Annotated in this window: 20 protein-coding genes; all 20 read left to right on the top strand. The window is 66.0% G+C overall.

Annotated features, from left to right (window positions below):
• Positions 1–240: 240 nt before the first annotated feature.
• The 20 genes from parA to FHS81_RS12020 all read left to right on the top strand — a co-directional run bounded on the left by parA (position 241) and on the right by FHS81_RS12020 (position 18,292).
• Positions 241–894: a ParA family partition ATPase gene (gene parA, locus FHS81_RS12115; protein WP_030540744.1), complete on the top strand. Its 654-nt coding sequence runs from the start codon at positions 241–243 to the stop codon at positions 892–894.
• Complete coding sequence (locus tag FHS81_RS12110; protein ID WP_030540743.1) at positions 891–1,145, top strand: hypothetical protein; 255 nt, start codon at positions 891–893, stop codon at positions 1,143–1,145. Before parA ends, FHS81_RS12110 begins: the two co-directional genes overlap by 4 nt.
• Entirely contained in the window at positions 1,142–1,660 is a 519-nt protein-coding gene (locus FHS81_RS12105; protein ID WP_030540742.1) for a DUF2840 domain-containing protein, read from the top strand. The genes FHS81_RS12110 and FHS81_RS12105 overlap by 4 nt, the downstream gene beginning before the upstream one ends.
• Positions 1,657–2,202: a S26 family signal peptidase gene (locus FHS81_RS12100; RefSeq protein WP_030540741.1), complete on the top strand. Its 546-nt coding sequence runs from the start codon at positions 1,657–1,659 to the stop codon at positions 2,200–2,202. The genes FHS81_RS12105 and FHS81_RS12100 overlap by 4 nt, the downstream gene beginning before the upstream one ends.
• 35 nt (positions 2,203–2,237) lie before the next feature.
• Complete coding sequence (locus FHS81_RS12095) at positions 2,238–2,573, top strand: DUF736 domain-containing protein (RefSeq protein WP_030540740.1); 336 nt, start codon at positions 2,238–2,240, stop codon at positions 2,571–2,573.
• Positions 2,574–2,578: 5 nt separating this feature from the next.
• Positions 2,579–3,499, top strand: coding sequence for a lytic transglycosylase domain-containing protein (locus tag FHS81_RS12090; protein WP_183753294.1), 921 nt, complete (start codon positions 2,579–2,581; stop codon positions 3,497–3,499).
• Positions 3,500–3,823: 324 nt separating this feature from the next.
• On the top strand, positions 3,824–5,896 hold the full coding sequence (locus tag FHS81_RS19280; protein ID WP_030540738.1) for a relaxase/mobilization nuclease domain-containing protein: 2,073 nt from the start codon (positions 3,824–3,826) through the stop codon (positions 5,894–5,896).
• Positions 5,897–6,127: 231 nt separating this feature from the next.
• Positions 6,128–8,113: a conjugal transfer protein TraG gene (locus FHS81_RS12080; RefSeq protein ID WP_030540737.1), complete on the top strand. Its 1,986-nt coding sequence runs from the start codon at positions 6,128–6,130 to the stop codon at positions 8,111–8,113.
• Between the two features lie 10 nt (positions 8,114–8,123).
• A complete protein-coding gene (locus FHS81_RS12075; RefSeq protein ID WP_103025282.1) occupies positions 8,124–8,585 on the top strand; it encodes a ribbon-helix-helix domain-containing protein in 462 nt (153 codons plus the stop codon).
• Positions 8,586–8,731: 146 nt separating this feature from the next.
• Positions 8,732–9,715: a P-type conjugative transfer ATPase TrbB gene (trbB, locus tag FHS81_RS12070; RefSeq protein ID WP_103025281.1), complete on the top strand. Its 984-nt coding sequence runs from the start codon at positions 8,732–8,734 to the stop codon at positions 9,713–9,715.
• Positions 9,712–10,044 (top strand): TrbC/VirB2 family type IV secretion system protein, encoded by a 333-nt coding sequence (locus FHS81_RS12065; RefSeq protein ID WP_030540734.1) that lies wholly within the window; start codon positions 9,712–9,714, stop codon positions 10,042–10,044. Before trbB ends, FHS81_RS12065 begins: the two co-directional genes overlap by 4 nt.
• On the top strand, positions 10,044–10,325 hold the full coding sequence (locus FHS81_RS12060; RefSeq protein ID WP_030540733.1) for a VirB3 family type IV secretion system protein: 282 nt from the start codon (positions 10,044–10,046) through the stop codon (positions 10,323–10,325). The genes FHS81_RS12065 and FHS81_RS12060 overlap by 1 nt, the downstream gene beginning before the upstream one ends.
• A gap of 12 nt (positions 10,326–10,337) precedes the next feature.
• Positions 10,338–12,830, top strand: a complete 2,493-nt coding sequence (gene trbE, locus FHS81_RS12055) for a conjugal transfer protein TrbE (protein ID WP_103025280.1) — start codon at positions 10,338–10,340, stop codon at positions 12,828–12,830.
• Positions 12,827–13,600, top strand: coding sequence for a P-type conjugative transfer protein TrbJ (gene trbJ / locus FHS81_RS12050; protein WP_030540731.1), 774 nt, complete (start codon positions 12,827–12,829; stop codon positions 13,598–13,600). The genes trbE and trbJ overlap by 4 nt, the downstream gene beginning before the upstream one ends.
• A 13-nt stretch (positions 13,601–13,613) precedes the next feature.
• Positions 13,614–13,880, top strand: coding sequence for a putative entry exclusion protein TrbK-alt (gene trbK-alt, locus FHS81_RS12045; protein ID WP_030540730.1), 267 nt, complete (start codon positions 13,614–13,616; stop codon positions 13,878–13,880).
• Positions 13,881–13,882: 2 nt separating this feature from the next.
• On the top strand, positions 13,883–15,256 hold the full coding sequence (gene trbL / locus FHS81_RS12040) for a P-type conjugative transfer protein TrbL (RefSeq protein ID WP_030540729.1): 1,374 nt from the start codon (positions 13,883–13,885) through the stop codon (positions 15,254–15,256).
• Entirely contained in the window at positions 15,253–15,942 is a 690-nt protein-coding gene (gene trbF, locus FHS81_RS12035; protein ID WP_030540728.1) for a conjugal transfer protein TrbF, read from the top strand. Before trbL ends, trbF begins: the two co-directional genes overlap by 4 nt.
• A complete protein-coding gene (trbG, locus tag FHS81_RS12030) occupies positions 15,939–16,934 on the top strand; it encodes a P-type conjugative transfer protein TrbG (protein ID WP_030540727.1) in 996 nt (331 codons plus the stop codon). The genes trbF and trbG overlap by 4 nt, the downstream gene beginning before the upstream one ends.
• Positions 16,931–18,061, top strand: a complete 1,131-nt coding sequence (locus FHS81_RS12025; protein ID WP_030540726.1) for a TraB/TrbI/VirB10 family type IV secretion system protein — start codon at positions 16,931–16,933, stop codon at positions 18,059–18,061. The genes trbG and FHS81_RS12025 overlap by 4 nt, the downstream gene beginning before the upstream one ends.
• Before the next feature lie 3 nt (positions 18,062–18,064).
• The gene (locus tag FHS81_RS12020; protein WP_030540725.1) at positions 18,065–18,292 is read left to right on the top strand and encodes a DUF2274 domain-containing protein; all 228 of its coding nucleotides are present in this window, start codon (positions 18,065–18,067) and stop codon (positions 18,290–18,292) included.
• Positions 18,293–18,369 lie beyond the last annotated feature (77 nt).

Raw genomic sequence — 18,369 nt, 5'->3', positions numbered from 1 at the left:
CAGTTCACAAACATGGAACCACATCTATGCGCGCAAGCCATTGTTCGGACTCATGTCCGCTCTCACGCCGATTCACGAAACCTGGAAAAACGACAGAACCACGCGCACATCTTCAGGCAGCGCCCATAATCGCGCGTCGTGCAATCGCCGCAGAACATCTTCCCGGCCAGTCTCGATAGATACTTCCGGCTCCCCAGCCGCCGTTCACCTCCCCTTCGATGATGAACCGGGAGGGAAGCCATGATCGTCGCTCTCCTCAACCAGAAAGGCGGCGTCGGCAAAACCACGCTGGCGCTGCACCTCGCGGGAGAATGGGCCGCAAGGGGAAAGCGCGTCACGCTGATCGACGCTGATCCACAAGGCTCCGCGCTCGACTGGTCGCAGACACGCAGCCATGAGGGGCTGCCAAGGCTGTTCAGCACTATCGGCCTGGCCCGCGACACCTTGCACCGGGAAGCGCCGGAGCTGGCCCGCGACGCCGATCACGTTGTCATCGACGGGCCGCCGCGCGTCGCAGCTCTGATGCGCTCGGCGCTGCTTGCCGCCGACCTGGTGTTGATCCCGGTGCAGCCATCCCCCTTCGATGGTTGGGCCTCGGCCGAAATGCTGGCGCTTCTCAAGGAAGCGCGCATCTACAGGCCTGAGCTGGTCGCCCGTTTCGTGCTCAACCGTTGCGGCGCGCGCACCGTCATCGCCCGAGAGACGGCCGAGACGCTGGCCGACCACGATCCGCCCTTGCTTGCCGCCACCATCGGCCAGCGCGTCGTCTTCGCCGACGCCGCGCAGTCCGGCCGGCTTACCAGCGAGATCGACGCCGACAGCCGGGCCACGCGCGAGATCGCCGCGCTTGCCACGGAGATCGACCATCTCGGCATCGGGCGGAGCGCGCCATGACCCGCGCTCCCGGCAAGCCTCGCTTCGCATCCCGGCCGAGCGATCCCGAGAGCTGGATCAAGGCTTCGGACACGCCGCAGACCGGCAAAACCACAGGCGAGGCGTTCACCGCTCGCCTGACGATCGACATCACGCCCGAGATGCGCGGGCGCATCAAGGTCGCGGCTTTCCGGCGCGGCATCACCGTCGCCGACATGCTGCGCGACCTGCTCGCGCGCGAATTTCCATCCACCGAAGGAGATCCGATATGACCGGCAACGCGGCCCGCCGCTTGCACGGCCGTCCGCTGCCGGACGGGCCTGCGCCTTTCACCACATTGGTCGAACTGACCTTCGACAAGCGCAAGGTCGAGCGCTGGATACGGTTCGGCCGCAAGAGCTACGAACAGATCATCGACCGTCGCCGCAGCCTCGTCGGCTTCGCGCCGGAAAGCGTCTTCGCCTTCGTCCGCTGGGCGGCGGGCGAGCATGGCACGGTGATTTCCCGCATCGACATCGTGCGCGCCATCGGCCGCGGCGAGCCGTTCCAGACGCTGCCTTTCGTCCGCCCCGGCGGCGACATCCTGTTGCGCCTCGATAGCTGGGCGAAGGTGCAGCGCGCGCTGGCCGCCATCGACGCGGTGGAAGCGCTCGGCCTCGATCCGGCCGACGCCGCGCCCGATCACTGGCGGCATGTCCACAACCGCCTGACCGCCGGTCTGGAGCCGCGCGACTACACGCCGGAACGACACGCCGCCTGGCTCCATCGCCGGAGGATCGAACCATGACACGGTTCGGCTACGTCATGGTGACGTATTTTGCGGCGATGGGCGTCGCCATCGCCGCGTTCATCCCGACGCCTACGAAACTGATCTGGAACGCCACGGCCAGCGCGCCCATCGGCTTCTACACCGTCGAACCCGCCGAGCGGATCGAAGTGCCCGAGCTGGTCGCAATCATGCCGCCCGAACCGCTCGCCGCCTTCATGGTCGAGCGCGGTTATGTCGGGCGCGGCGTGCCGCTCCTGAAGCGCGTCCTCGGTTTGCCCGGACAGCGGGTTTGCCGCACTGGCCGCACCGTCACCGTCGATGGCGTGGAAATGGGCGAAGCGCTGGACCGCGACCGGATCGGCCGCGATCTGCCGGTCTGGCAGGGCTGCCGCGTCATCGGCGACGGCGAAATCTTCCTCATGAATTGGGAGATCCGCGACAGCCTGGACGGCCGTTACTTCGGACCCATCCCCGCAGATTCCGTCATCGGCCGGGCGCTGCCGCTCTGGACCGATGAGGAAGGCGACGGCCGCTACGAATGGCGCGTGCCGACGCATTAATCCTCCCTGAAACCTGCAACCATTGGAGACTTGTCATGCCACAGATCGGTCAATTCACCGCCGAAAATGAAACCTTCGTCGGCCGTGTTCATACGCTCACCCTTTACCGTGAACTGACCATTGTTCCCGCCGAACCATCGGATGCGGACAACGCGCCCGCCTATCGCGTCCTTCATGGGGCCGAAGATGGCCCCGAGGTCGGAGCGGGCTGGAAGGAGGTCGGCGAAAAAGCCGGCGATTACATTTCGCTGGTGATCGACGATCCCGCCTTGCCGCAGCCGATCCGCGCCAACCTCTTCCAGAACAGCAACGACAAGACGGCGTGGTCACTGCACTGGAACCGCCCGAAGCCGCGTGGCGGGCGGGACTGAAAGCCATGCGCTATTGCGTCATCCTCGCGTTCAAAACCCTCATCCCGTTGTTCGCGGCAAGGCCGTCTCATCCTGTCGTCCCGCTCGGCCACCGGACGGCCGGCGCGCACAGCGAAGGTCAGGGGCGGCCTCTCGCCGGCGCTCGCGCCTTGCCCTTGACCGCAGCGAGCACGCTGGCAGGCTGGAGGTCGAACAGAGACAGGAAGATCGTGCGATATGCCGGTCTGCTGCTGGCTGGCGTGCTCGCGGTCGGAGTCAGTCCGGTTGCCGTATCGGCGCAAGCCGCACCCGTCGCGCGCGCGAATCCCTCCGATCCCTATGCCGGCTTCATTACCGAAGCCTCGCAACGTTTCGGTATTCCCGAACACTGGATTCGCGCAGTGCTCCGCGCCGAGAGCGCGGGCGACGTGCGCGCAATCTCGTCGGCCGGAGCGATGGGATTGATGCAGGTCATGCCCGACACTTGGGCGGGCCTGCGCGTCCGCCATGGCCTCGGCCGCGATCCTTACGACCCACGCGACAACATCATGGCGGGTGCGGCTTATCTGCGCGAAATGTGGGACCGCTACGGCAACGTCGCCGCGATGCTCGCGGCCTACAATGCCGGTCCTGGCCGTTACGACGAACATCGCACGACAGGCCGTGCCTTGCCCGCCGAGACGCGCGCCTATGTCGCTGCGCTTGCGCCAGTTCTGGGCAGTTCGGCCGGGGGCGAAATACCCGCGCCAGAACCGCCACCGCCGCCCGACTGGCGCGCGGCTCCGCTGTTCGTCACGCGCTCGACCGACATGCGAACTACCGCCGCGCCGTCATCCGAAGTGCAATCCGGTGACATCCGCGCGCCCGTTCCGGTGCGCAATGCCGCCGATACGGAGCCGACCGGCAGCATTTTTGTGGCCCGCGCCGACGACGGGGGAGCGCCATGACAGGCGTGTTCCCGCGCTCGGCGCGATACGTTCCGGTGTCCAGTCATGCAGGGTTTCGCCTGGCTGGATTCCCGGCAGGAAGGGCGGAAAGGGCAGTAAAGGCGGAGGGCAAGATAAAGGAAACCGGCACTACGTTGGCCCGATTTCTGAATTTGTTGTTGTCTGCACACTGGTTGGGGGAGCCGGGACTGGCACCATGGTTTTCGCCCCGTGGTGCCGGAGATTCGCGCAAAGCCTTGGCCTTGCGGGGTTTTGACCGGCACTACAGCCGCATTTTAGCCGATTTCCGGCGGGTTCGGCATTTTTTTGGCCAGAGGCGCACTCATGAGCGCCGATGATGAAAACCGCTTCCGTCCGAAGCCCGGCCGCATCCGAGCGGATGCGCCGAAGCTCGGCAAGGCCAAGAGCTTTCTCACCCAGGCCAAGAAGCTCGCGCGCCAGCATAGCAACATCCCTGGCAGATCGTCTCCATCGGCATCGCGATCCCCGTCACGCACCACTTCGGGTTCGGCCGGAAAGAGCGGGAAGGTTTCGCGGGCCAGCAAGGGGCCGGGCGTCAAGCGCGGACGCGGTGCGGCCTTCGTGAATGCTCGAACCCTGTCGGGCGGCTGGCGCCACAGCGCGCCGGGAATGCGCCGCGTCGTCGTCAAGACGCGCTACGTCCAGCAGGCCGGCAAGAACGGCAAGGCCGCCGCCCATCTTCGCTACATTCAGCGTGACGGAACCTCGCGCGATGGCGAACGCGGCCAGCTCTATTCCGCCACCGAAGATCGCGCCGACGGCGATGCCTTCGTCGAGCGCGGCAAGGACGATCGCCACCAGTTTCGGTTCATCGTCTCGCCCGAGGATGCTGTCGATCTCTCGGACCTCACCGAGCACACCCGCGATCTGATGAAGCAGATCGAAGGCGACCTCGGCACGAAACTCGATTGGGTCGCGGTCAACCATTACAATACCGGTCATCCCCATGTGCATGTCATCGTCCGGGGGAAGGACGATCTCGGCGAGAACCTCGTCATCAACGGCGACTATCTCGCCAACGGACTCCGCGAGCGGGCGAGCGAGCTGACCACGCTGGAGCTTGGTCCCGTCACCGAGATCGAGCAGACCCGAAAACTGTCGGCCGAGGTCGATCAGGACCGCTTCACCCGCATCGACCGGGCGATGACCGAAGAAGCCGACGAAAAATTCCTCGATCTGCGCCATGAGCCCGACGATCCGCGCCGCCAGTTCAATCGCACGCTGCGCCTGCGCCGTCTTGCCAAGCTGGAGAAGATGGGGCTGGCGACCGAACACGCGCCGGGCGTCTGGGAGTTGAGCGACCGGATGGAGCCGACCTTGCGCGAGATGGGCGAGCGCGGCGACATCATCCGCAACATGCACAAGGCGCTGAAGGCCGATGGCCTGGAGCGCGATCCGATGACCTTCCAGCTTCATGATGCCGCGCCCGAAACGCCCATCGTCGGCCGGGTCGTGGACAAATATCTCACCGACGAGATGGGCGAGAACCTGACCGTCGTGGTGGACGGCATCGACGGCCGGACACATCATGTTCCGGGCATCGACCCGGCCCGCGTCGAGGATGCCCGGATCGGCAGCGTTATCGAGATCGGCCAGGCCGACACCGCAAGCCGTCCGTCCGACCGCGCGATAGCGGCCATCGCCGAGGACGGCACCTATCGGCCGAGCCGCCATCTGGAACAGGCCAAATTCGACGGCCGCGTTCCGGGTGGCGACTATGACGGGTTCGTCGATGCTCATGTCCGGCGACTGGAGGCGCTTCGCCGCGCCGGGATCGTCGAGCGGATCGACGCCGATCGATGGCGCATCCCCGAGGATTTCGAGAGTCGTGCCGCCACCTACGACGCCGGCCGCAACCGGCAGGCCAGTATCCGCGTCATCTCGACCTTCAATCTGGAAAGCCAGATCGGTTCTGATGGCGCGACCTGGCTCGACCGGAGGCTGGTGACGCCTGACGCATCGGATCTCGCTCCGGCCGGTTTCGGTCAGCAGGTGCGCGAGGCGATGGACAAGCGCCGCGAACATCATATCGAACAGGGCGACGCTACCCGAGCACGGGACGGCCGCATTTTCTACCGGCGCAGCCTTCTCGCCACTCTGCGCGAGCGCGAAGTTGCCCGCGTCGGCACGGAGCTGGCCGAGAGCAAGGCGCTTCCGTTCCGGGCGGCGGCGGATGGCGAGAAGATCAGCGGCAAGTTCACCGGAGCGGTGCATCTATCGAGTGGCAAGTTCGCCGTGGTCGAACAGAGCCACGAGTTCACCCTTGTCCCATGGCGGCCTGTTATCGACCGGCAGCTCGGCCGCGAGGTCGCAGGCATGGTGCAGGGCGGATCGGTATCGTGGCAGCTGGGGCGGCAGCGAGGAATGGGGCTATGAGGAATTCCGCGCTCATGACGCCCTTCAATGTAATTCCAGAGGCAGATCGCTTTTACGTTCAGATCGAGTCGTGATCACTGATTCCAAGAGAGTGCCGGAATAGTGCCGGCGCGACCGTCCGATTTACCGCCGACAGTATCCTGTCGCCCTACGGCTGCACCTTTATTGTTGATCCCTGCGAATTTGGCCATTTTCTGATCGGCTCCACCTCTCTTACCGATTGGAGCCTGTATGCGCGGAGGTCGAATACTCTGGGGGCAGATTGCCGTCGTCTTCGCCATTGTCATGGTGATGACCTGGGTGGCGACGCAATGGGTCGCCTTCCGCCTCGGCTTCCAGCCCCAGCTTGGCAATCCGTGGTTCGAACTGGCGGGCTGGCCGGTCTATTATCCACCGGCCTTCTTCTGGTGGTGGTTTTCGTTCGACGCCTATGCGCCCACCATTTTCGTCGAGGGTGCGATCATCGCCACGTCCGGCGGCTTCATCGCCATCGCCGCCGCCATCCTCATGTCGATCATCCGGGCGCGTGAAGCCCGCAACATTGCGACCTATGGCTCGGCACGATGGGCCGAAGATCGCGAAATCCGCAGCGCCGGGCTGCTCGGCCCCGATGGCGTCCTGCTCGGTCGATACGATCGCGACTATTTACGCCATAACGGGCCGGAGCACGTCCTATGCTTCGCCCCCACGAGATCGGGCAAAGGCGTCGGGCTGGTGGTGCCGACGCTGTTGACCTGGCCGGGAAGCTGCATTGTCCACGACATCAAGGGGGAGAACTGGACCCTTACGGCCGGCTTCCGCGCGAAGCATGGTCGCGTCCTACTGTTCGATCCGACCAACGCGAAGTCATCAGCCTACAATCCGTTGCTCGAGGTGCGCCAGGGCGAATGGGAAGTCCGCGACGTGCAGAACATCGCGGACATATTAGTCGATCCCGAAGGCAGTCTCGACAAGCGGAATCACTGGGAAAAGACCAGCCACAGCCTGCTGGTCGGCGCGATCCTGCATGTTCTCTATGCCGAGAAGGACAAAACCCTGTCTGGCGTCGCCAACTTCCTGTCCGATCCCCGTCGCCCGGTCGAGGCAACCTTGCGCGCGATGATGGACACGCCGCACCTTGGCGATGTCGGCGTGCATCCCGTCATCGCCTCGTCGGCGCGCGAGTTGCTGAACAAGAGCGAAAACGAGCGTTCGGGCGTGTTGTCCACCGCCATGTCGTTTCTCGGCCTCTACCGCGATCCGGTCGTGGCACGCGTCACGGATCGTTGCGACTGGCGCATTGCCGATCTCGTTGGCAGCCATCGGCCGGTCACACTCTACCTTGTCGTCCCGCCGTCCGACATCAACCGGACGAAACCGCTGATCCGGCTCATCCTCAACCAGATTGGCCGCAGGCTGACCGAGGAACTGACCCTATCCGGCAAGCGGCATCGCTTGCTCATGATGCTGGACGAGTTTCCAGCATTGGGCCGGCTCGACTTCTTTGAATCCGCGCTCGCCTTCATGGCTGGCTACGGCCTCAAATCCTTCCTGATCGCCCAATCGCTCAACCAGATCGAGCGCGCCTATGGGCCAAACAACAGCATTCTCGACAACTGCCACGTCCGCGTCGCCTTTGCCACCAATGACGAGCGCACCGCCAAGCGTGTGTCGGACTCGCTCGGCACGGCGACCGAGATGCGCGATTCCACCAACTATGCCGGTCATAGGCTCGCGCCCTGGCTTGGGCACTTGATGGTATCGCGGCAGGAAACCGCGCGGCCGCTGCTGACTCCCGGTGAGATCATGCAGCTTCCGCCCGCCGATGAAATCGTCATGGTCGCCGGCACTCCGCCGATCCGGGCGAAGAAAGCCCGCTATTTTGAGGACGGGCGATTTCAGGAGCGCATCCTGCCGCCGCCAGAGCTGCCATCCGCTCCGGCAACGAAGCCGGCCACCGACGACTGGACGAGCCGCGTCATCGTAGCGGCGGAAAGGCCAGTGACGAGTGTTGCCAGCGGCGCGGAGGGCGACCCCGACAATGCCGGCATCCGCCGCGAACCGGAATTGCCCGAGCATGAGGAAATCGTCCCGCCGTCGACACCGCCCGCCCAGGAGTTCGACATTCTGGACGACGAGCCAGACGTGGATGCCGCCAAGGCGCGCGCTCTTCGCTCGCGGATGCGGATGATCGCCCGGCAGGCGTCGATGAATCCCGATGACGGGATCGAGCTTTGAGGGGGAGCCAATGACAGCCCGCACCCGCATGAATGTCTATTTCGACCCGGAACTGCTCAAACAGGTCGAGGCGCTGTCGCTGCGCCGGGGGGTGTCGAAGTCCGCCATCATCGAGGCGGCAGTCGCATCCTTCCTGTCGGGCGACACGTCGGATCGGCTGGAAGCGGCGATGTCGCGCCGCCTGGACAAGATCGGCCGACAGATCGGCACGCTGGACGAAGATCTCGCCGTGCTTGGCGAGACCCTTTCCTTGTTCGTCCACTTCTGGCTGACGATGACCCCGCCGTTGCCAGACAGCGCCAAGCAGTCCGCACGGATCAAGGGGAATGAGCGTTTCGAAGGTTTCATGCAGAACCTCGGCCGCAGGCTGGCGACCGGAGACAGGTTCCTGAAAGAGCTATCGCGCGACATGGATTCGCTTCACGACAGTCCGCCGCAAGATCAGACCGGCACGGATGGCGACGCGGCCTAGGTTTTCAATCCATCCTATTTACCGCCGATAGCCGCCGATGCCAGCACGGACGTAAATACTTGTTGAACAGGCCCAATTTCGGCCTCTCTTAATCGACCCCGATCCGGGGATCGCCTGTCACGTCCCCGCCAAGAAACGGGGCCGACATGACCGCCAACCATCACAGACCGGAAGCGATCCAACGCGGTGCGCGCATGCTGCGGACCGCGCTCGGGCCTTCCATTGCGCGGTTTCTGGAAGATCCGGCCGTGGTCGAGGTGATGTTGAACCCGGACGGGCGGTTGTGGATCGACCGTCTGTCCGAGGGGCTTGCCGATACGGGCGAGCGCCTGTCCGCCGCCGATGGCGAACGCATCGTGCGGCTGGTCGCGCACCATGTTGGCGTGGAGGTTCACGCCCGAAGCCCCCGCGTATCCGCCGAGCTGCCGGAGTCGGGCGAGCGGTTCGAGGGCCTGTTGCCACCCGTTGTTGCCGCCCCGACCTTCGCCATTCGCAAGCCCGCCGTCGCGGTGTTCACGCTCGACGACTATGTGGCCGCCGACATCATGACCGCCAATCACGCGGCGATGCTGCGCTCGGCGGTCGCCTCTCGCGCCAATATCTTGGTCGCGGGCGGCACGTCCACCGGCAAAACCACGCTGACCAACGCGTTGCTCGCCGAGGTGGCGAAGACTTCGGATCGCGTCGTCATCATCGAGGACACGCGCGAGCTGCAATGCGCCGCGCCCAACCTTGTCGCCATGCGGACGAAAGACGGCGTGGCGACGCTTTCCGATCTCGTCCGTTCCTCGCTGCGCCTGCGCCCGGATCGCATCCCCATCGGCGAGGTGCGCGGATCGGAAGCCCTCGACCTTCTTAAAGCGTGGGGCACCGGCCATCCGGGCGGTATCGGCACCATCCATGCCGGGACCGGCATCGGGGCGCTTCGCCGGCTCGAACAACTCATCCAGGAAGCCGTCGTCACCGTCCCGCGAGCCCTGATCGCCGAGACCATCGACCTTGTTGCCGTCCTTTCCGGGCGCGGTTCCGCGCGTCGGCTGGCCGAACTCGCCCGCGTCGAAGGTCTCGGCCCGGACGGCGACTACCGCATCAACCCCGCAACCCCGATCAGCACAGGAGAACCTTCATGATCCGCACCATCTCGCGCGGCTATCGCCGCATGGCAACCGCAGCCTCTACTCTCGCCATCAGCATCATGCTCGCCCCGGCCGCCCATGCTTCCGGTTCGTCGATGCCGTGGGAAGCACCACTCCAAAGCATCCTTCAGTCCATCGAGGGGCCTGTCGCCAAGATCGTCGCCGTCATCATCATCATCGTGACCGGCCTGACGCTGGCCTTCGGCGATACAGGCGGTGGCTTCCGCAAGCTGATCCAGATCGTGTTCGGCCTGTCGATTGCGTTCGCCGCGTCGAGCTTCTTCCTGTCGTTCTTCTCGTTCGGCGGCGGGGCGCTCATCTGATGGCGGGCGGCCTTGAACAACTCGACGCGGTGCCGGGATTTTTGGTCCCGGTCCACAGGGCGCTGACCGAGCATATCCTGCTCGGCGGCGCTCCGCGCGCCATCGCGATTCTGAACGGGACGCTGGCCGGGGCCGTGGGCCTCGGCCTGCGCCTATGGCTGGTAGGCCTCGCCATCTGGGCCATCGGCCATTTCGCCGCCGTCTGGGCGGCGAAGCGCGATCCGCTCTTCGTCGAGGTCGGGCGGCGGCATATCCGCATCCCCGGTCATCTGTCGGTCTGAGGGGGCGCCGCCATGATGAACCTTGCAGAATACCGCCGCACCGCAGCCCGTCTCGCCGACTATCTGCCCTGGGCCGCGCTGGTCGGCCAGGGCATCGTGCTCAACAAGGATGGCAGCTTTCAGAGGACGGCGAAGTTTCGCGGTCCCGATCTGGATTCCGCCGTCGCGGCCGAGCTGGTCGCGGTTGCCGGCCGCATCAACAACGCCGTGCGCCGTCTCGGTTCCGGCTGGAGCATCTTCGTCGAGGCGCAGCGCAGCGAGGCCGCGACCTATCCCAACAGCACCTTTCCCGACGCCGCATCTGCGTTGCTGGACGCCGAACGGAAAGCTGCATTTGAGGAAGCCGGGACGCATTTCGTCTCCGGCTACTTCCTGACCTTCCTCTATCTGCCACCGGCCGAGGAAGCTGCCCGCGCCGAAACCTGGCTCTACGAGGGCCGGGAGCAATCCGGCGTCGATCCGTGGGAAGCCCTGCGCGGCTTCGCGGATCGCACCGACCGCGTGCTGGCGCTGCTCGACGGCTTCATGCCGGAATGCCGCTGGCTCGATGACACCGGGACGCTGACCTACCTTCATTCCACCGTGTCGACCAACCGGCATCGGGTGCGCGTGCCCGAGGTGCCGATGCACCTCGACGCGCTGCTGGCCGACCAGCCATTGACTGGCGGGCTGGAGCCGCGCCTTGGCGACGCGCATCTGCGCGTCCTGACCATCGTGGGATTCCCGACCGCGACGACGCCCGGCCTGCTCGACGACATGAACCGGCTGCCGTTCCCGTATCGCTGGAGCACCCGTGCCATTCTGCTCGACAAGACCGACGCGACGCGGCTGCTGACGAAGATCCGCCGCCAGTGGTTCGCCAAGCGCAAGTCGATCGCCGCCATCCTGAAAGAGGTGATGACGAACGAGGCGTCCGCGCTCGTGGACACCGACGCCGCCAACAAGGCGCTCGACGCCGACATGGCCTTGCAGGAACTTGGCGCGGACGTGGCGGGCATGGCCTACGTCACGGCGACCGTCACCGTTTGGGATGCCGACTCCCGCATTGCTGACGAAAAGCTACGCCTGGTCGAGAAGATCGTTCAGGGCCGCGACTTCACCGTCATGGCCGAGACAGTCAACGCGGTCGATGCCTGGCTCGGCTCTCTGCCCGGACATGCCTACGCGAATGTGCGACAGCCGCCCATCAGCACATTGAATCTCGCCCACATGATCCCGCTTTCGGCGGTGTGGGCGGGACCGGAACGGGACGAGCATTTCGGGGCACCACCCTTGCTCTATGGCCAGACCGAAGGCTCAACCCCGTTCCGGTTTTCCCTCCATGTCGGCGACGTGGGGCACACCCTCGTCGTCGGACCCACGGGCGCGGGCAAGTCCGTGCTGCTCGCGCTCATGGCCTTGCAGTTCCGCCGTTACGAGGGCTCGCAGGTCTTCGCCTTCGATTTCGGCGGCTCGATCCGCGCCGCCGCGCTCACCATGGGCGGCGACTGGCACGACCTCGGCGGCGGATTGACCGAAGGGTCTGACGCCTCGGTTTCGCTCCAGCCGCTCGCCCGCATCCACGACACCTATGAACGCGCCTGGGCGGCGGACTGGATCGCCGCCATCCTCATGCGCGAGGGTGTTGCGATCACGCCCGAGGTGAAGGAGCATCTTTGGACCGCGTTGACTTCGCTTGCGTCCGCGCCGGTCGAGGAACGCACCATCACCGGCCTTGCGGTCCTGCTGCAATCCAACGATCTGAAACAGGCGCTCCGGCCGTTCTGCGTCGGCGGTGCCTATGGCCGGCTGCTCGACGCCGAAGCCGAACATCTCGGCTCGGCGGACGTGCAGGCGTTCGAGATCGAGGGCCTTGTCGGGACCGGCGCGGCCCCCGCCGTGCTCGCCTATCTGTTCCATCGCATCGGCGACAGATTGGACGGGCGGCCCACGCTGCTCATCATCGACGAGGGCTGGCTTGCGCTGGACGACGAGGGTTTCGCCGGCCAGCTCCGCGAATGGCTGAAAACGCTGCGCAAGAAGAACGCCAGCGTCATCTTCGCCACGCAAAGCCTGTCCGATATCGACGGCAGCACCATCGCGCCCGCCATCATCGAGAGCTGCCCGACCCGGCTCTTGCTGCCGAACGAGCGCGCCATCGAGCCGCAGATCACGGCCATCTATCGCCGCTTCGGCCTCAATGACCGCCAGATCGAAATCCTCGCGCGGGCGACGCCCAAGCGGGACTACTACTGCCAGTCGCGGCGCGGCAATCGCCTGTTCGAGCTTGGCCTGTCCGAAGTCGGCCTCGCGCTCTGCGCCGCATCCGCCAAATCCGACCAGACGCTCATTGCGCAGATCGTCACTGAGGCCGGCCGCGACGGCTTCCTCGCCGCATGGCTGCGCGAGCGCGGCGTCGATTGGGCGGCCGACCTGATCCCCAACCTCACCAATCTTGCCGACCGGCCGGAATCCGCCGCGCCGGCTCGGCTCGATACCCACCCCACACAGGAGATTCTTCCATGACCTATCCCAAGATCGTCGGAGCCTCGGCTCTCGCGCTGGCGCTCGCCGTGCCTGTCGCGTTTTCGCCCATGCTGGCAAGTCCGGCCCATGCTCAGCTTTTCGGCCGGATCGTCTATGACCCATCCAACTACGCGCAAAACGTCCTCACGGCCGCCCGCACTCTGGAGCAGATCAACAACCAGATCACCTCGCTCCAGAACGAGGCGCAGATGCTCATCAATCAGGCCCGCAATCTTGCGAGCCTGCCGCATTCCTCGCTCCAGCAGCTCCAGCAGAATGTCCAGCGCACGCAGCAGCTTCTCGGGCAGGCGCAGAACATCGCCTTCGAGGTCGGGCAGATCGACCAAGCGTTCCAGCAGCGATACGGCAATGTTTCGCTTTCGGCGACCGACGCCCAGCTTGTCGCCGATGCGCGTTCGCGCTGGGAGAACACGGTCGGCGGCTTGCAGGACGCGATGCGCGTGCAGGCGGGGGCGGTCGGCAATATCGACAGCAACCGCGCCGAGATGGCCGCGCTTGTCGGCCAGAGTCAGGGTGCGACCGGCGCATTGCAGGCGACGCAGGCCGGCAACCAGCTTCTCGCACTCCAGTCGCAGCAGCTCTCCGACCTGATCGCAGTCATCTCGGCGAACGGCCGAGCCGACGCGCTGACCGAGGCCGAGCGCGCGACGGCTGCCGAACAGGGCCGCGAGCAGCGCCGCCGTTTTCTGACGCCCGGCACCGGCTACCAGCCGGGCAACGCGCAGATGTTCAACAACGGCAACAACTGACGGGAGGCTCGCCATGGACGGCAAGATGCTGGCGCGGCTCGGGGCCGTTGTGTTCATCGCCATCGCCGTCACGGCGACCGCAATCGACATGGCGCGGAAGGACCAACCTTCCGCGCCTCGCCCCGCGCCGGCCTTCCAGCCGCCGGCCGATCCGCTGCGCGAAACTCTGCGCCGCTGCCAGCAGCTCGGCGAGGCTGCCGCCAGCGATGCCGGCTGCCTCGCCGCATGGGCTGAATCCCGCGACCGCTTCCTCGGCCGTGACCGCAGCGAGGCGCGCTGACCATGGGCAATACGGGCGTCATCGACAATTTCCTCGGCGTATTCACATCCTACATCGACAGCGGGTTCGGCCTGCTCGGCGGCGAGGTCGCGTTTGTGGCGACCACGCTCATCATCATCGACGTGACGCTTGCCGCGCTATTCTGGGCATGGGGCGCGGATGACGACATCATCGCGCGGCTGGTAAAAAAGACGCTGTTCGTCGGCGTCTTCGCCTACATCATTTCCAACTGGAACAACCTCGCGCAGATCGTCTTCGAGAGCTTCGCCGGACTTGGCCTCATGGCGTCAGGCACCAGCTTTTCCGTTGCCGATCTCATGCGGCCGGGCCGCGTCGCGCAGACAGGCCTCGACGCCGGCCGGCCGCTGCTCGATTCCATCTCCGACCTGATGGGCTGGATTAGCTTCTTCGAGAACTTCATCCAGATCGCATGCCTACTGTTCGCATGGGCGCTGGTGGTTCTGGCCTTCTTCATCCTCGCCATCCAGCTCTTCGTCACCCTGATCGAGTTCAAACTGACCACGCTCGCCGGTTTCGTGCTGATCCCCTTCGGGCTGTTCGGCAAGACCGCCTTCATGGCCGAGAAGGTCTTGGGCAACGTGGTGTCGTCCGGCATCAAGGTTCTGGTGCTCGCCGTCATCATCGGCATCGGCTCGACCTTGTTCAGCCAATTCACCGCCGGTTTCGGCGGGGCAACCCCGACCATCGACGACGCCATGGCGATCGTGCTCGCCGCGCTGTCGCTGCTCGGCCTCGGCATCTTCGGCCCCGGCATCGCCAACGGCATCGTGTCGGGCGGCCCGCAACTCGGCGCGGGTGCGGCCGTAGGCACCGGCCTTGCCGCCGGCGGCATGGTGCTCGCAGGAGGCGCGGCGGCGGGAGGTGGAGCGATGCTGGCCGCCAGAGGCGGCGCCGCCGCTCTGTCCGGTGGAGCCGCGGCCGTTCGCGGAGGTGCTTCCGCCGCAGGCGCGGCGACGGCCGCCTACAGCGTCGGCTCGCTCGGCCAGACCGGCGCGGCCAGTGTCGCCTCCGGCCTCGGCGGTGTCGCGCGGACCGCAGGTTCTGCCGCTGTATCGCCCTTGAAGCGCGCCGCGTCGAAAGCATCGGAAAGCGTCAAATCCAGCTTTTCCGATGGCGCACGCGCCGCCTTTGGTGTGACCGGCGGCACGTCCACCGCAGGCACGGTCGGCGGCGCGAGCGCTACTCCCGCCGCCGCACCGTCCGCCGTCGCAGGCAGTGCTCCGGCCTGGGCGCAGCGGATGCAGCGCTCCCAGGCCATGAACCACGGCACGACCATGGCAGCCCATGCGGTGCGCTCCGGCGACAGCCACGGCTCCGGTTCCTCCATCAACCTTTCCGAAAGTGACCGCTCATGACCATCTTCAAACGACCAGCAACCCACTACGGCAAGTCGCCGGAACCCGAGACACCCTATCAGAAAGCCGCGCAGGCATGGGACGAGCGCATCGGCTCGGCCCGTGTTCAGGCGAAGAACTGGCGCTATATGGCGTTCGGCTCGCTGATCCTGTCGGCCGGCTTCGCTTCCGCCCTTGTCTGGCAGTCCGCGCGCGGGACCGTCGTGCCCTGGGTGGTACAGGTCGACAATATCGGCCAGGCGCAGACCGTCGCGCCCGCAAACGCTGACTATCGCGCCACCGATCCGCAGATCGCTTTCCATCTCGGCCGCTTCATCGAGCAGGTCCGCGCGATCCCGGCCGACGCCATCATCGTTCGCCAGAATTGGCTTCGCGCATACGAGTTCACCACCGACAGGGGCGCGGCTGCCTTGAACGACTATGCGCGGGCCAACGACCCGTTCACGCGGGTCGGCCGTCAGCAGGTCGCCGTCGAGGTCTCGAGCGTCATCCGGGCATCGCCCGACAGCTTCCGCGTGGCTTGGACCGAACGCCACTACGAAAACGGCCAGCTCGCCACCACCGAGCGATGGACGGCGATCCTGACCATCGTGATCCAGACGCCGCGCGATGCCGAGCGCCTGCGCGCCAACCCGTTGGGAATCTACGTCAATGCAATTTCGTGGTCACGGGAGATGAGCCAATGAGGACGATCACCCGCACCCCCACAATCGCGGCCGTGCTGCTTTCGGCCACCATGCTCGCAGGCTGCGCCACCAACCGGACGCAGCAATGGAGCTATGACGATAGCGTGCCGCCGCTGCCAGTGGTGCAGGCGGCCGCGACCGACGAAACGCCCCGGCCGCTGCACACGCCGCCCGCGTGGACCGTCGCGCGCGGCGGCGCCGCTGCTGGAACACCGACCGGCCGCGTCGAGAACGCCAACGCCGCCGCTCGCGTCGAGCCGCGCCGCGCAGGCTATTACAACGCGATCCAGATTTATCCGTGGAGCGAGGGCGCGCTCTATCAGGTCTATGCCGCAGTCGGGCAGATCACCACCATTGCGCTGGAGCCGGGCGAGAGCCTGACCGGCGCGGGGCCGATCGCGGCGGGTGATACCGCAAGGTGGATCATCGGCGACACGGAATCCGGGTCCGGCGCGAACCGCCGTGTCCATATCCTCGTGAAGCCGACACGCCCGGACATTGCCACCAACCTTGTCGTCACCACCGACCGGCGCACCTACATGATCGAGCTGCGCGCGCGGGAATCGCTCTACATGCCTGCCGTCGCCTGGGCCTATCCGGCACCGCCAGCGGGCCAGCGCCAGACCGTTCCAGCCGCACCCGTCATTCCCGCCGAGGCCGCGCGGAACTATCGCTACGGCCTGACCGGAGACAGCCCGCCGTGGCGGCCGGTTTCCGTCTTCGACGATGGACGGCGCGTCTATGTCGTCTTCCCGGCCGGGATCGTGCAGGGCGAGATGCCGCCGATCTTCGTACTCGGCTCCGATGGCGAACCGCAGATCGTCAACAGCCGCATCCACCAGAACATCCTGATCGTGGACCGCCTATTCGGTGCGGCCGAGCTGCGCCTTGGCGGCGGCACCCGCCAGCAGGTCGTCAGGATCGTCCGTATCAACCCGACGCAGGCGGCCGCCGATCAGCCTGCCAGCGCGACCGGAGACTCCCCGTCATGACAGACACCACCAACACCACGGACGCCTCGCCGATGCGGCTGCGCGCCGAACCGCCGCGCGTCACCCGCCTGTCACGCAAGATGCTCGCTGGCGTCGGCGCTGTAGCCTTGTTCGGCGTCGGCGGCGCGCTGATCTACGCGCTCCAGACCCGCGATGCAGGTCCGGGCAATGAAGAACTCTATTCGACCGAGAACCGGCCCACGGCGGACGGCTTGTCCGGCCTACCGCGCGACTATACCGGCCCGGTCCTGGGGCCGGCGTTGCCCGGCGACCTCGGCCGCCCGATCCTCGATGCGCAGAACCGGGGACAGCCGGTTGCGCCGCCGGTCATGGCGACGCCCGCCGTCGATCCCGAGGAACAGCGCCGTCTCGCCGAGGAAGAAGCCGCGCGCGTCAGCCGCGTCTTTTTCCAGACCGCGCCCGGCACGGGGACGGCAACCGGCATCGCCATGCCCGGCCTTGGCCTTCCGTCCGGCGCGACCGGCCCCCAGGACCGGCACACCGCCTTCCTAAACGGGCCGGTGGATCGGCAGACCGTCGCCCTGGACCGCATCATGGCTCCAGCGTCGCCCTACATCCTACAGGCCGGAGCCGTCATCCCCGCCGCGATGATTACCGGCATCCGCTCCGATCTGCCCGGTCAGATCACCGCGCAGGTCACGGAAAACGTCTATGACAGCCCGACCGGCAGCCTCCTTCTGATCCCGCAGGGCACGCGCATCATCGGCCAATACGACGCCGGCGTGACCTTCGGTCAGCGCCGCGTGCTGCTGGTCTGGAATCGGCTGATCCTCCCCAATGGCCGCTCCATCGTGCTGGAGCGCCAGCCCGGCGCGGATGCCAGCGGCTATGCCGGGCTTGAGGATGGCGTCGACTATCATTGGTGGGATCTGATGAAGGCCGCAGGGCTCTCGACCTTGCTTGGCGTCGGCACGGAGTTGGCGACCAGCGATGATGACCGGCTGATCCGCGCCATCCGCGACGGGGCGCAGGACACCATCAACCAGGCCGGCCAACAGATCATCCAGCGCCAATTGCAGGTCACACCCACGCTGACCATCCGGCCAGGCTTCCCGGTCAGGGTCATCGTGACCCGCGACCTTGTGCTCGAATCCTACGGAGGCTGAGCGATGGCGAAGTTGAAGCTGGGGCCGCTGCCCGACGACAAGCCCGTCAAGGTGACGGTGGAGCTGCCGGCACCGCTCCACCGCGATCTGATCGCCTATGCCGAAGTGCTGGCCCGCGAGACCGGCCAGACCGTCGCCGATCCCATGAAGCTGATCGTGCCTATGCTGGAACGCTTCATCGCCACGGATCGAGGCTTCGCTAAGGCGAAGCGGGAGCCAGGAAGATCGTGACAAGTCAACGCGAGGTTCATCACTCGACGTAGCGTTTTGCGATCATCGTCTCGGCACCCAAAGCAACGAAGCGGGCG

This window comes from Pseudochelatococcus contaminans (assembly GCF_014195635.1).
In the GTDB taxonomy this organism is placed as follows: domain Bacteria; phylum Pseudomonadota; class Alphaproteobacteria; order Rhizobiales; family Beijerinckiaceae; genus Pseudochelatococcus; species Pseudochelatococcus contaminans.
Note: the sequence above shows the minus strand (reverse complement) of the source record. Positions and strands in the feature narration are given on the sequence as shown.